Source organism: Streptomyces sp. NPDC004658 (assembly GCF_040609555.1).
Lineage (GTDB): Bacteria > Actinomycetota > Actinomycetes > Streptomycetales > Streptomycetaceae > Streptomyces.
Map to the genome: position 1 here is coordinate 14,995 of NZ_JBEXKG010000061.1, position 13,132 is coordinate 28,126.

Genomic DNA, 13,132 nt, shown 5'->3' on the forward strand with positions numbered 1-13,132 from the left:
CACCAATCAGTGACTCTGTTATCACGCCCCGTATCTCCATCGCTCAGAGGGGGGACCTCGATCATGCAGGCCGCACCCGTACGCGCCACCGCCATCCCGTCCTTCACCGACGCCCTCCGCGCCGTGGAGTCCCTGCTCATGAGCGGCGGCCAGCGCACCGCCCGCCGCAACGCCTGGACCTCCGTCCTGGAGGACCGCCGCCGCGCCAAGGACCGGGTCGAGGCCCAGCGGTTCCTGGACCAGGCCGCCGGCCAGTCCTGACGCCGCCCCCGGCGGGCCCGTCCCGCCCGCCGGGCACTGCCGTCGTCCGCGCTCCCGGGGGCACGTAGACTTCGTGGCATGGCGAGGAAGGAAACCGCGGCGGACGCCGCGAACGCAGGGCGGCTGAAGCAGATCGCCCTCACGTACAAGATGACCCGCAAGGCCGACAAGAAGATCGGTCTTGTACTCGCGGCCGTCGGCATCGGCACCCTCGGTGTCTTCCTCGCGATCGGCTTCCTGATCGGGCACCCGGTCTACCTGGGCATCTTCGGCCTGCTGATCGCCCTGCTGGCGACCGCGATCGTGTTCGGCCGCCGAGCCGAGCGGGCCGCGTTCGGCCAGATGGAGGGCCAGCCGGGCGCCGCCGCGGCCGTGCTGGACAACATCGGCCGGGGCTGGACGACGACCCCGGCGGTGGCGATGAACCGCAGCCAGGACGTGGTGCACCGGGCCGTCGGCAAGGCCGGCATCGTGCTGGTGGCCGAGGGCAACCCGAACCGGGTGAAGAGCCTGCTGGCCGCCGAGAAGAAGAAGATGAACCGCATCGTCGCCGACGTACCGGTGCACGACCTGATCGTCGGCAACGGCGAGGGCCAGATCGAGCTGAAGAAGCTCCGCACGACGATGCTGAAGCTGCCGCGCGTTCTGACCGGCCCCCAGGTGACGGCCACCAACGACCGGCTGCGGGCGCTGGGCGACCTGATGAGCAACATGCCGCTGCCGAAGGGCCCCATGCCGAAGGGCATGAAGCTCCCCAAGGGTGGGCCGCGAGGCCGCTGACCGCCTCCTCGGGCCGCACCGCCGCGACCGATCACACAGGGCCCCGCGTTCCTCCGGGACGCGGGGCCCTGACACGCCGCCGAACGGAGTATCCGGCCGGTAATCGGCTCATGCGCTCCTAGCCTTCGGAATGTGACAAAACGACACATTGCGTACCTGGCATGCGCCACGACCCTGGTCGGCACGTTCATCGGCGCCACTCCGGCGTCGGCCGCCCACAGGACTTTCGTGGTGTATCCGGGTCAGTCGATCCAGAAGGCGGTCAACGCCGCCAAGGCCGGCGACACCGTGTTCGTGTCCGCCGGCACCTACCGTGAGAGCGTCACGGTGAAGACCGCGAACCTCACCCTGCGGGGCGCGGGCCCCGGCACCGTGATCCAGCCCCCCAAGAAGAAGACCAAGCCCGCGCCGCACGGCACGAAGGCCACCGTCACCTGTCTCTCCGACGGCAACGGCATCTGCGTGATCGGGGGCAAGAACAAACCCCTCCGGGGCGTCACCGTCTCCGACCTCAAGGTGACCGGCTTCGCCAAGTCCGGCCTGTTCTCCATGGGCACCGACCGGCTGACCGTCAAGCGCGTCATCGCCGAGCGCAACGGCCAGTGGGGCATCGCCCAGGAGCACTCCACCCGCGGGCTGTTCCGGTTCAACACCGCCCGGAGCAACGGGGACGCCGGGCTGTTCCTCGCCAACAACGTCAAGGCCGAGCAGGGGGCCACGGACAGCAAGGGCGCGGTGGTCGACCACAACCGGCTGGAGGACAACCGGATCGGCATCACCGTCCGCCGCCTGCGCAACCTCGCCGTCACGCGCAACTACGTCCTCTCCAACTGCGCGGGCGTGTTCGTCGTCGGCGACGAGAACAAGCCGCGGGCCGGTGCCCTCACCGTCAGCGACAACCTGGTCGACCGGAACAACAAGTACTGCCCGAAGACCGCCCGGCTGCCCTACCTCAAGGGCTCCGGCATCGTGCTGACCGGCACCGAGAAGGCCCTCGTCACCCGGAACCGGGTCACGGGCCACACGGGCAAGTCCCCGCTGTCGGGCGGCATCGTCCTGTTCAGGAGCTTCGTGGGCGCCACGAGCGAGAAGAACCGGATCGTCGACAACCGGCTGGCGAACAACTCCCCGGCCGACCTGGTCAGCCAGGAAGCCACCAAGACGGGCAACTCCTTCACCGGCAACTCCTGCCGGGTCTCCAAGCCCGCGGGCCTGTGCTGACCGGACGGCCGTACCCGATCCACGCTAGGAAGGAAGGCGGCACATGACCGCACCATCCCGCGCGCCCTCGGCTCCCCCGGAGCCGGGGGCACCCCCCTCCCCTCCCCCGCCGATGCGGCTGCGCGAGCTCGTGTTCGGGGCGGCCTGCGCCGCCGCGGTCCGCGCCGCCGCCCGGCTGGGCGTCGCCGACGCGCTCGGGGACGCCCCCATGACCGTGGAGACCCTGGCCACCGCGGTGCGCGCCGAGCCCAAGCCGCTGCGCCGGCTGCTGCGCGCCCTGTCCTGCTACGGCGTCTTCGCCGAGCGGCCGGACGGGACGTTCGCCCACACCGAGATGTCCCGGCTGCTGCGCGAGGACGACCCGAACAGTCTGCGGGCCATCGCCCTGTGGTGCACGGAGCCGTGGACCTGGGACGCCTGGCCGCTGCTGGACCAGGCCGTGCGCACCGGCCGGAACGTCGTGGAGGACCTCTACGGCAAGGAGTTCTTCAGCTACCTCAACGAGGACGCCCCCGAGTCCGCGGACGTCTTCAACCGCGCGATGACCCGCTCCAGCGAGCAGTCGGCGCGGGAGGTGGCGGCCCTGCTGGACCTGTCCGGCAGCAGCTCGGTCGCGGACGTCGGCGGCGGCCAGGGGCATGTGGTGGCCTGCCTGCTGGACAAGTACCCGGCGATGCGCGGCAGCCTGCTCGACCTGCCCCGGGTGGTGGAGAACGCCCTGCCCCGGCTGCGCGAGGGCGGCGACCTCGCCGACCGCGCGCGGATCGTGCCCGGCGACGTCCGGGAGGCGGTGCCGGTCGAGGCCGACGTCTACATCATCAAGAACATCCTGGAGTGGGACGACGAGTCCACGGCCCGGCTGCTGGGCAACGTGGTCGAGGCGGGCGGCCCCGGCACCCGGGTGGTGGTGATCGAGAACCTCGTCGACGACACCCCGTCGATGCGGTTCAGCACGGCCATGGACCTGCTGCTGCTCCTGAACGTCGGCGGGGCCAAGCACACCACCGACAGCATGGTCAGCCGACTGGAGGCGGCGGGCCTGGCGGTCCGCGACATCCGGCCGGTCAACCCCTATCTGCACGCGTTCGACTGCGTCGTCCCCGCGTGAGCGACTCCCCCGCGAGCACACCGGTGCCGGGTCCGCGTCGGACGCGGGCCCGGCACCGGTGGTCCGGCCTCGGGGCTCAGGCGCCGGGCTCGCGCTCCCAGAGGTAGAAGCGCTCCGCCATGGCGTCCTTCGGGGACCGCCAGGTCTGAGGGTCGTACGCGCTGACGTACGCCGACAGTCGCTCGCTGACCTCCTTGAACTCGGGGTGCGAGGTGACCTTGGCGATGGCCGGACCCGGCTCCCGCTCGGACTCGATGAGGTGCATGTACACGTCGCCGAACTGGAAGAGGCTGCGCCGGACGACTCCGACGAGGTGCGGCAGCTCTCCGCGGTCGGACTCCGCGAACACCTTGGCGATGTCGGGAGCGGAGCCCGGGGCCATGCGGGCGACGATCAGGGCCTGGTGCACGGTCGTCTCCTGTCGTCCGGCTCAGTCGGCCAGGGCCGGGGCGGGCCGCTCGCCGGCCGCCGCCTTCTCGATCTTCTGCCGGATGAGGTCCAGCTGGATCTTCGAGTTCTTGTTGATGTTGTCGGTCATCCAGTCGTCGTCAACCGGCGCGTCCGGCTTCATCTCGAAGTCCTGGGTCCAGACCATCCGGGTGCCGGCGGGGACCTCCTCGTACCGCCAGTGGATGTTCATGTAGGCGAAGGGCCCGGTCTCCACCCGGCGGGCCTTGACGGTGCGGGTGGCGCGGTCCGGCTCGCGCTCGGAGACCCAGCTCCAGACGGTGCCGTTCTCGTCCGGGTGCATGGTGAGCCGGAACGTCGTCTTGTCGCCCTCCTTCTTCAGGAGCTCCACCGACGCGTACTCGCTGAACAGCTGGGGCCAGCGCTCCAGGTCGTTGGTCATGTCCCAGACCAGGTCCAGCGGGGCGGCGATGGTGATCTCGTTCTGGGTGTGTCCTGCCATGTCAGGCTCCTGCCATCAGGGTGCTGTTGACGAGGTTGAGGAACTGCTGGGGTGTCTTGCAGCGCTCGGCGTCGACCGGCATCGGGGTGCCGTGCGTGTTCTCCAGCTCGCCGACGATGCCGAGCAGGCCGAGCGAGTCGACGCCGAGGACGTCGAAGCCGGTGTCCGGCTTCTCCTTGAGCTGCTGCGGGCTGACGGTCACGCCGGCGGCCTTCTTCATCAGCGCGGCGAGTTCTTCCACGGTGATCTGGGGCATGTGCTCTCCTCCTTCTCTGTGCTCACTGCGCGGTGCCGCGTCGCAGCACCAGCGCCGAGTTCGACCCCATGAGTCCGCGGCTGAGGATCAGCGCCGTCCGCAGTTCGGCGGCGCGGGCGCTGCCGGTCACGAGGTCGAGTTCGTGGCAGACGTCGAAGACGTTCGGCGTCGGCGGGATCAGGCCGTGCTCCATCGCGAGCACGGCCGCCGCGGTGTCCAGCACGGGGGCCGCGCAGTACCCCCGGCCGATCCCGGTCTTGGGGGCGGTGACCGGCACCCGGGTGCCGTGCGCGCCGAGGGCGTCGGCGATCGCCAGGGCCTCCGCCCGGTCGGCCTCCGGTACCCCGAGGGCGTCGGCGAAGACGACGTCGACCTCCTCGGGGGCGCAGCCGGCCTCCTCCAGGGCCTGGCGGACGGCCTGGGCGAGCCCGTCCCGGGACCGGTCCCAGCGGGAGGCGCCGGTGAAGGTGGCCCCGTGGCCGGCGACGACGGCCTTGATGCCGGCGCCGCGGGCCCGGGCGGCGCCGGCCGCCTCGACCACGAGCATCCCGCCGCCCTCGGCGGGCACGAACCCGCAGGCCCCGTCCGTGAACGGGCGGTAGGCCCGGGACGGGTCCGTCTCCCGGCTCAGTTCCTCGTAGCCGAGCTGGCAGACCATCGAGTACGGCGCGAGGGGCGCCTCGGTGGAGCCTGCCACGATCACGTCGGTGCCGCGCCGCACGGCCCGTGCCGCGTGGGCGAGGGCGTCCAGGCCGCCGGCCTCGTCGGAGGCGACGACCGAGCAGGGTCCCTTGAAGCCGCGGCGGATGGACACCTGGCCGGTGCTCGCCGCGTAGAACCAGGCGATGGACTGGTACGGCCCGACGAACCGGCTTCCCTTGCCCCACAGTTGCTGGAGTTCGCGCTGGCCGAACTCGCCGCCGCCGGACCCGGCCGCGGTGACGACGCCGATGGAGTACGGCGCGTCGGGGGTGTCGGCCAGCGCGAGCCGGGCGTCGTCCAGTGCGAAGTCGGCCGCGGCCATGGCGTAGTGCGTGAACCGGTCGGTCTGGACGAGGAAGCGCTCCTCGATCGTGGCGGCCGGTTCGAAGGCGCGGACCTCACCGGCCACCTTGAGGGGAAGGTGCTCGCAGCCCTCGCGGGTGACCCGGTCGAGGACGCTGAGGCCCTCCTGGGTGGCCTTCCAGAAGGTGCCGGTGGTGGTCCCGTTGGGCGCGACCACCCCGATGCCGGTGATGGCCGCGTGCCGGTCCTGCGGTTCGCTCATCGTGTCCTCACTCCCTCGGCCGGGTCAGGATCACCGCGGACTGGAAGCCGCCGAACCCGCTGCCCACGGACAGCACGCTGGTCAGCTTCCGTTCGCGGGCGACGCGCGGGACGTAGTCCAGGTCGCACTCGGGGTCGGGGATCTCGTAGTTCGCGGTCGGCGGGACGACCTGTTTGGCGAGGGCCAGGACGCAGGCGACGAGTTCGATGGCGCCGATCGCCCCGAGGGAGTGCCCCACCATGGATTTGATGGAGCTCATCGGGGTGTCGTAGGCGTGGTGGCCGAGCGCCCGCTTCACGGCCGCCGTCTCGTGGCGGTCGTTCTGCCGGGTGCCGGAGCCGTGCGCGTTGACGTAGTCGATCGCCGTGGGGTCGAGACGCGCCTGGTCGAGGGCGGTGTCGATGGCCCGCGCCATCTCCAGGCCCTCCTTGGTCAGGCCGGTCATGTGGTAGGCGTTGCCGAAGGTGGCGTAGCCGCCGAACTCGCAGTACACGTGGGCACCGCGGGCCCGGGCGTGCTCCAGTTCCTCCAGGACGAGCACCGCGCCGCCCTCGCCCATGACGAAGCCGTCACGGTTGTTGTCGAAGGGGCGGGAGGCGTGCGCGGGGTCGTCGTTGTTCGGTGAGGTGGCCTTGATCGCGTCGAAGCAGGCCATGGTGATCGGGGAGATCGGAGAGTCCGAGGCTCCCGCGATGCATATGTCGGCGCGGCCCTCCTGGACGGTGTGGAAGGCGTACCCGACCGCGTCGAGTCCCGAGGTGCAGCCGGTGGACACGGTCTGCACGGGACCCTGGGCGCCGAAACGTTCCGCCACCGCGGAGGCCACGGTGCTCGGCGAGAACGCCCGGTGCAGCTGCGGCTCCGCCTCGGTGTGGTCGACGTCCCAGCGCTGCCCGCGATGGCTGACCAGGACGTAGTCGTGCTCCAGCCGGGTGGTGCCCCCGACGGCGGTGCCCACGGAGACACCGACCCGCCAGGGGTCCTCCCGCTCCAGGTCGAGCCCGGAGTCCCGGACCGCCTCCTCGCCGGCGACCAGGGCGAACTGTATGTACCGGTCCGCCCGTTCGACCTGTTCGGCGTCCAGGCCGTACGCGGCGGGGTCGAAGTCGCACTCGGCGGCGATCCGGGACCTGAGCCCGGTCGGGTCGAAGAACGTGATGCCCCGCGTCGCGGTACGGCCCTCGGCGAGCAGGTCCCAGAACGCCGGTACGCCGATCCCTCCCGGGGCGACGACGCCTATGCCGGTGACCGCCACGCGCCGGTTCATGAGCCGACCCGTGCCCGGTCGGCCGGATCGGCGGCGACGGCGACGGCCTCCGTCTCCTCGGTGTCGACGTGGCCGAGGGCCGGCCGGGGGGCCAGCGGGCCCAGGTGGAAGACGATCCGCGCCTCCACGTTGCCGACGTTGCGGAAGCGGTGCCGCATGTTGATGGGGATCATCAGCCCCTGCTCGGGGCGCAGCGGGTGCGGCTCGCCGTCCAGGTCCACCTCCAGCTGCCCGCACAGGACGTACACGAACTCCTCGGAGTAGGGGTGGTAGTGCTCGCCGATGCGGTCGCCGGGCTGCACGATGGCCACGCCCATGAAGCCGCTGGTGGAGCCCACCGTGGCCGGGGTGAGCATGGCGCGCAGATCACCCCCGCGCCGGGTGTTGGGCTCGATCTCGCTCAGGTCCACGATCTTCGGAAGGGGTTTGATCACGACGTTCCTCCGTTGGTGTGCTGGCCTGCCGGGCTCAGGCGTCCGGCGAGCGGCGGTCGGTGACGAGGTCCATGCCGACGGGCTCGCCGTCCAGCAGGGTGCTCAGGGCGGCCTGGCGACCGGGCTCCGGCAGCAGGGCGCGGGCGTCCGCCCCGGGACGTACGTCGATCAGCCGGACGACGACGTCGTCGCGCTGGAAGATCGTGCTGCGCAGCACCGGGCTGTCCGGGTCCGCCGCCTCCGCCTCGTCCTGCTGGGCGAGCAGCTCCGCCAGCCGCATCCCGCAGTCCGGCCGGGCCGGGTAGTACAGCGCCTGCCGCTCGCCCTCGGTCAGCTCGTCCGCGGTGACGTGGTGCACGGCCGGCAACGCCGCCCGGGTGAAGAACACCCGCGCGGACTCCTGGTCGTTCAGGTCCCGCTCCTGCTCCAGATAGGGGTTGATGGCCTCCTCGACGGCCCGCACCTCGGGCTGCCGGGCGACGTGCCGCAGCGCCGCGAGCAGGTCGCCGCGCACCTCGATGGCCCGCACGACCCGGTTGCCGTGCATGAACAGGGAGGTGCGGCACAGCCGGGTGTTCTCGTCGACCCGCGCCTGGGGCGAGGCGTAGTCCGCGAGGATCTTCGCGACCTTCTCCTCGCTGCCCGGCTTGACCGTGAAGGTCAGCGCGTGCCGGATCACGCCGTCCCCGATCCGCGGGGACGCCTGGAGACGGCGCCGCGACGCGGCCCCGGCCGGCTCGCCGCCGGTCTCGCGGACGATGTGGAACCGCAGCGACCGGGTGTCCCGGACGCAGCTGTGCAGCGGTTCCACCATCCGCACGTGCTCCTCGCTGTTCACCCAGGTGAGGAACGGCGGGGCGCTCTCCCACTCACTGGTGATGAGCCATTGGGAGGGGTTCTCGATCGACTGGCACAGCTGGTCGCTGACGTGGCCGGGCACCTGCGCCACCTGGTTGCACAGCTGCTCGTAGGCCTCCAGGAACTGCTGCTGGGCGCCGTCGTGGACGTCCACGAGCAGGACGACCCGGAGACGGGAGCCGTCGAACACGGACTGGGAGACCCTCTTCGACACCTCACGCGTCGACTGGTCCGACATCTTTTCCGACAAGGTGGTCATGCTGCGCATCTCCTTCACGGGGGCAGAGGCGAACGCCGGCCGCCGATGACGCGACGTCAGCGCTTCTTGATCCTGTGCCGCTTCCCGCACAACGCGCGACTCGCGTGAACCACGTGGGTGATTGAGCACGCGAAAGCCGTCCCAGAGGGCACAGAAACAGCAACGCGCCTCACATCCCCACCCCTGCCTCTGGAGCCTTGATGCAGCAGAAAGCCGATCACCAGGTGCCCGTCCTCGTCGTGGGCGGTTCGCTGGTGGGCCTGTCCCTCTCCCTGTTCCTGGGCCGTCTCGGCGTACCCCACATGCTCGTCGAGCGGCACTCCGGGACCTCGATCCACCCGCGTGGCCGCGGCAACAACCTGCGCACGATGGAGCTGTACCGGGTGGCCGGCATCGAGCCGGACATCAAGGCGGCGGCCTCGCTCCTCGCGGCCAACCACGGCATCCTCCAGACGCCGACGCTGGTCGGCGACGCCGGCGAATGGCTGTTCAAGCACATCGACCCGGGCGGCGGGCTGGCGAAGTTCAGTCCGACGACCTGGTGCCTGTGCAGCCAGAACGACCTGGAGCCGGTACTGCTGAAGAGCGCCCGCGCGCTCGGCGGGGACCTGCGGTACTTCCACGAGATGGAGGGCTTCGAGCAGGACCCCGAAGGAGTGACGGCGCTGGTCCGGGACCGGGACAGCGACGAGCTGTACAAGGTCCGGGCGGACTACCTGGTGGCGTGCGACGGGCCGCGCAGCCCGGTCCGGCGGCGGCTCGGCATCGGGCAGAGCGGACCCGGCGACCTCTTCGCGAACGTGAGCGTCACCTTCCGGTCCAAGCTGCTCGCCGAGACGGTCGGCGACCGGCACTTCATCTGCTGCTACCTGACCAACCCGGAGGCCGACGGCGCCCTGCTGCCGGTCGACAACAAGGAGCACTGGGTCTTCCACGCACCCTGGCACCCGGAGCAGGGCGAGACGCTGGAGGAGTTCACGGAGGAGCGGCTCCAGCGGCACATCCGGCTGGCCGTCGGCGTCCCCGACCTGGACGTCGAGATCACCGGAAAGGCGTCCTGGCGGGCCGCCGAACGCGTCGCCGAGCGGTACACGGCGGGCCGGGTGCTGCTGGCCGGCGACTCCGCCCACGAGATGTCCCCGACCGGCGCCTTCGGCTCCAACACGGGCATCCAGGACGCCCACAACCTGGCCTGGAAGCTGTCCGCCGTCCTCGACGGCTGGGCCGGCCCCGGCCTGCTGGAGACGTACGACTCCGAGCGCCGGCCCGTCGCCCTCGCGACCAGCGCCCGCGCCTCGGCCCGCTCGGTGGAGCACAGCCACCCCGGCTTCGCGCCCACGCCCGGCGTCGGCGGCGGCCCGCGCAGCGGCATCCTCCCCGTCGTCCTCGCCTACCGCTACCTGGAGGGCGCCGTCATCGGCGCGGACCCCGCCCAGCCGGTCGTGCCCGACGGGGTACGGCTGACCGCGGACCCGGGCAGCCGGGCCCCGCACCTGTGGCTGCGCCGCGCGGGCGAACGGATCTCCACGATCGACCTCTACGAGCGGTCGCTGGTGCTGCTCTGCGACGCCGGGTCGGCCGCGGGCGGGGCCTGGCACGCCGCCGCCCGGCGGATCGCCCGCACGGACGGCGTACGCCTGGAGGCGTACCGCATCGGTACGGGCGCGGACGCCGACCTCACCTACGACGGGGACGGTCCCGCAGCCGGCTCCGACTGGGCGGCCCTGCACGGCACGACGGCCGACGGCGCGGTGCTGGTACGGCCGGACGGGTTCGTGGCCTGGCGCGCGCCGGGCGCCGCGCCCGATGCGGAGGCGGAGCTGCGGGACGTACTGGCGACGGTGCTGCGGAAGGGGTGACCGCTGGGCACGGCGTCCGCAGGGCTGCGGCAGTGCCCGGCGCCGAGGTGCCGCCGCCGGGTGCCGCATCCCCGTGCGGCTCCACGGCGGGGCCGTACCGTCCGCTGCGGAGGGCGGTCGTCGGTCGCGGTGTCGCGGAGGGTGAACGCTGGGTCCGGCGCAACGGATGTGCCGGCGGGAGCCCGACGCTGTGACGCCCGGAGAGGGGCGCGGAGCCGCGCGCCGTGGTGCGGCGGGCGCTGGGCCACGGACGAAGTGAACGGCGTGAGCGGCGGCAGGGCACGTACTGCACGAGCGCGGGTCGCAGGGCCCCGTACCGCCTGACCGGCAGGCGCGGGGTCATGCGCCGCGTGCGCGCGATCCACCGCGGCGCAGTCGTACTCCGCGGGGGCCCGGGGTCACCCGGGCGCGTGCCGGGCCCCCGGGACCACACGGTCAGATCCGTACCTCGACCGTCCCCGCGAGCCGGTCGTGCAGGCCGCGGCCGTCGCGGTCCCAGATGAGGGCGGGGACCGCGAGGCACAGCAGGACGGTGCGCAGCAGGGCGCGCCCCGGGCTGACCGTGCCCGTCCGGAGGGCGACGACGCGGATGCCGAAGAGGCGCTTGCCGGGGGTGAAGCCGACGGTGCCGACGGTCAGGACGCTCAGGACGAAGAAGACGCCGAGCGCCCAGTTGCTCGTCGCAGGGGCGCGATAGCCGTCGGTGATCAGGCCGTATGCGATCAGGACGCACAGCGCCCAGTCCACGGCGAGTGCGCCGAGGCGCCGTCCCGGCCGTGCGATCGAGTTCGGGCCGTGCTCCGGGAGACCGAGCTGTTCGCCCCGGTATCCGAAGTCGGCGCCCGCCTCTTCCATGGCCGCGCGCGGCCCGGAGAGCCACGATCCGATTGCCTGCCTGTTGTCCACGCCCCCACGGTACTGTGCCCGGTTTCGGGCACTACGCACAGGGGTGTGTCGGGGCTACGGTGGACACGTGGCCGGTTAACTTCTGCGAAACAAATGGGTCACGCCCGAGAAATCACCCGTCCCTAGGGTCGAGACCAGCGTGTGCCACCGCACTGGCCGCACGAACGATCTACCACCCCGGCGAGGACGGTCGGGAGTAGGAGGAGCTGGATGTTCCAGAACGCCGACGAGGCCAAGAAGTTCATCGCGGACGAGGACGTCAAGTTCGTCGACGTCCGCTTCTGCGACCTGCCGGGCGTCATGCAGCACTTCACGGTGCCCGTTGAGGCGTTCGACCCGGACGAGGAGCTTGCCTTCGACGGATCGTCGATCCGTGGTTTCCAGGCCATCCACGAGTCCGACATGGCTCTGCGTGCCGACCTGTCCACCGCCCGTGTGGACCCGTTCCGCCGTGACAAGACCCTCAACATCAACTTCTTCATCCACGACCCGATCACGGGCGAGCAGTACTCCCGTGACCCGCGCAACGTGGCGAAGAAGGCGGAGGCGTACCTGGCGTCGACCGGGATCGCGGACACCGCGTACTTCGGTCCCGAGGCCGAGTTCTACGTCTTCGACAGCGTCCGTTTCGCCACCTCCGCGAACGAGTCCTTCTACCACATCGACTCCGAGGCCGGCGCCTGGAACACCGGCGCCCTGGAGAACAACCGCGGGTACAAGGTCCGCTACAAGGGCGGCTACTTCCCGGTCGCCCCGGTCGACCACTTCGCCGACCTGCGCGCCGAGATCTCCCTGGAGCTGGAGCGGTCCGGCCTGAAGGTCGAGCGCCAGCACCACGAGGTCGGCACGGCCGGCCAGGCGGAGATCAACTACAAGTTCAACACCCTGCTCGCCGCCGCCGACGACCTGCAGCTCTTCAAGTACATCGTGAAGAACGTCGCCTGGCGCAACGGCAAGACCGCGACCTTCATGCCGAAGCCGATCTTCGGTGACAACGGCTCGGGCATGCACGTGCACCAGTCGCTGTGGAGCAACGGCGACCCGCTGTTCTACGACGAGGCCGGCTACGCGGGCCTGTCGGACACCGCCCGCTACTACATCGGCGGCATCCTCAAGCACGCCCCGTCGCTGCTGGCCTTCACCAACCCGACGGTGAACTCCTACCACCGTCTGGTGCCGGGCTTCGAGGCGCCGATCAACCTGGTGTACTCGCAGCGCAACCGCTCCGCCGCGATGCGCATCCCGATCACGGGCTCCAACCCGAAGGCCAAGCGCGTCGAGTTCCGCGCGCCCGACTCCTCCGGCAACCCGTACCTGGCCTTCTCGGCCCTGCTCCTCGCGGGCCTGGACGGCATCAAGAACAAGATCGAGCCGGCCGAGCCGATCGACAAGGACCTGTACGAGCTGGCTCCCGAGGAGCACGCGAACGTCGCCCAGGTCCCGACCTCCCTCGGCGCCGTCCTCGACGCGCTGGAGGCCGATCACGAGTTCCTCCTCCAGGGCGACGTGTTCACGTCCGACCTGATCGAGACGTGGATCGACTTCAAGCGCACCAACGAGATCGCCCCGCTCCAGCTGCGTCCGCACCCGCACGAGTTCGAGCTGTACTTCGACGTGTGACAGACGCGCCGAGGCGCCGGACCGAGGCCCCGCCGCTCCCCCGGGAGCGGCGGGGCCTCGGCGTGCGCGGGCGCACCACGGAGTACCGGAGCCGTGTGCGCCGCCGCGGCCGACCGGCTCGTGAGC

At 71.4% G+C, this 13,132-nt stretch carries 14 protein-coding genes; 6 read left to right on the forward strand and 8 right to left on the reverse strand.

Features of this window, described 5'->3' with window-relative positions; genetic code table 11:
* Nucleotides 1–63 precede the first annotated feature (63 nt).
* The 4 genes from ABZV94_RS21400 to ABZV94_RS21415 all read left to right on the forward strand — a co-directional run bounded on the left by ABZV94_RS21400 (nt 64) and on the right by ABZV94_RS21415 (nt 3,370).
* Nucleotides 64–261 carry a hypothetical protein gene (locus ABZV94_RS21400; RefSeq protein ID WP_356342402.1) on the forward strand — a complete coding sequence of 66 codons (198 nt, stop codon included), beginning with the start codon at nt 64–66 and terminating at the stop codon, nt 259–261.
* A gap of 78 nt (nt 262–339) precedes the next feature.
* The gene (locus ABZV94_RS21405) at nt 340–1,041 is read left to right on the forward strand and encodes a DUF4191 domain-containing protein (RefSeq protein WP_356342403.1); all 702 of its coding nucleotides are present in this window, start codon (nt 340–342) and stop codon (nt 1,039–1,041) included.
* Nucleotides 1,042–1,173: 132 nt separating this feature from the next.
* Nucleotides 1,174–2,262 (forward strand): right-handed parallel beta-helix repeat-containing protein, encoded by a 1,089-nt coding sequence (locus tag ABZV94_RS21410; protein WP_356342405.1) that lies wholly within the window; start codon nt 1,174–1,176, stop codon nt 2,260–2,262.
* Between the two features lie 43 nt (nt 2,263–2,305).
* Nucleotides 2,306–3,370 (forward strand): methyltransferase, encoded by a 1,065-nt coding sequence (locus ABZV94_RS21415; RefSeq protein WP_356342408.1) that lies wholly within the window; start codon nt 2,306–2,308, stop codon nt 3,368–3,370.
* 76 nt (nt 3,371–3,446) lie between these two features.
* Here ABZV94_RS21415 and ABZV94_RS21420 read toward each other — a convergent pair whose 3' ends face one another.
* The 7 genes from ABZV94_RS21420 to ABZV94_RS21450 are packed head-to-tail and all read right to left on the reverse strand — an operon-like array spanning nt 3,447 to nt 8,621.
* Nucleotides 3,447–3,779: a TcmI family type II polyketide cyclase gene (locus tag ABZV94_RS21420; RefSeq protein ID WP_356342410.1), complete on the reverse strand. Its 333-nt coding sequence runs from the start codon at nt 3,777–3,779 to the stop codon at nt 3,447–3,449.
* A gap of 21 nt (nt 3,780–3,800) precedes the next feature.
* A complete protein-coding gene (locus ABZV94_RS21425; RefSeq protein ID WP_356342412.1) occupies nt 3,801–4,280 on the reverse strand; it encodes an SRPBCC family protein in 480 nt (159 codons plus the stop codon).
* Between the two features lies 1 nt (nt 4,281).
* Nucleotides 4,282–4,536, reverse strand: coding sequence for an acyl carrier protein (locus ABZV94_RS21430; RefSeq protein WP_014672284.1), 255 nt, complete (start codon nt 4,534–4,536; stop codon nt 4,282–4,284).
* 22 nt (nt 4,537–4,558) lie between these two features.
* Nucleotides 4,559–5,803, reverse strand: coding sequence for a beta-ketoacyl synthase N-terminal-like domain-containing protein (locus ABZV94_RS21435; protein WP_356342414.1), 1,245 nt, complete (start codon nt 5,801–5,803; stop codon nt 4,559–4,561).
* Between the two features lie 7 nt (nt 5,804–5,810).
* A complete protein-coding gene (locus ABZV94_RS21440) occupies nt 5,811–7,070 on the reverse strand; it encodes a beta-ketoacyl-[acyl-carrier-protein] synthase family protein (RefSeq protein ID WP_356342417.1) in 1,260 nt (419 codons plus the stop codon).
* A complete protein-coding gene (locus ABZV94_RS21445; RefSeq protein WP_356342419.1) occupies nt 7,067–7,504 on the reverse strand; it encodes a cupin domain-containing protein in 438 nt (145 codons plus the stop codon). The genes ABZV94_RS21440 and ABZV94_RS21445 overlap by 4 nt, the downstream gene beginning before the upstream one ends.
* 34 nt (nt 7,505–7,538) lie before the next feature.
* On the reverse strand, nt 7,539–8,621 hold the full coding sequence (locus ABZV94_RS21450) for a SchA/CurD-like domain-containing protein (protein WP_356342422.1): 1,083 nt from the start codon (nt 8,619–8,621) through the stop codon (nt 7,539–7,541).
* A gap of 200 nt (nt 8,622–8,821) precedes the next feature.
* On the opposite strand from ABZV94_RS21450, the gene ABZV94_RS21455 reads away from it, so the two are divergent.
* The gene (locus ABZV94_RS21455; protein ID WP_356342425.1) at nt 8,822–10,480 is read left to right on the forward strand and encodes an FAD-dependent monooxygenase; all 1,659 of its coding nucleotides are present in this window, start codon (nt 8,822–8,824) and stop codon (nt 10,478–10,480) included.
* Nucleotides 10,481–10,915: 435 nt separating this feature from the next.
* Here the strand turns inward: ABZV94_RS21455 and ABZV94_RS21460 are convergent, their stop codons facing one another.
* Nucleotides 10,916–11,386, reverse strand: a complete 471-nt coding sequence (locus ABZV94_RS21460; RefSeq protein WP_356342427.1) for an RDD family protein — start codon at nt 11,384–11,386, stop codon at nt 10,916–10,918.
* A gap of 210 nt (nt 11,387–11,596) precedes the next feature.
* On the opposite strand from ABZV94_RS21460, the gene glnA reads away from it, so the two are divergent.
* Nucleotides 11,597–13,006 (forward strand): type I glutamate--ammonia ligase, encoded by a 1,410-nt coding sequence (gene glnA, locus ABZV94_RS21465; protein ID WP_356342429.1) that lies wholly within the window; start codon nt 11,597–11,599, stop codon nt 13,004–13,006.
* Nucleotides 13,007–13,132 lie beyond the last annotated feature (126 nt).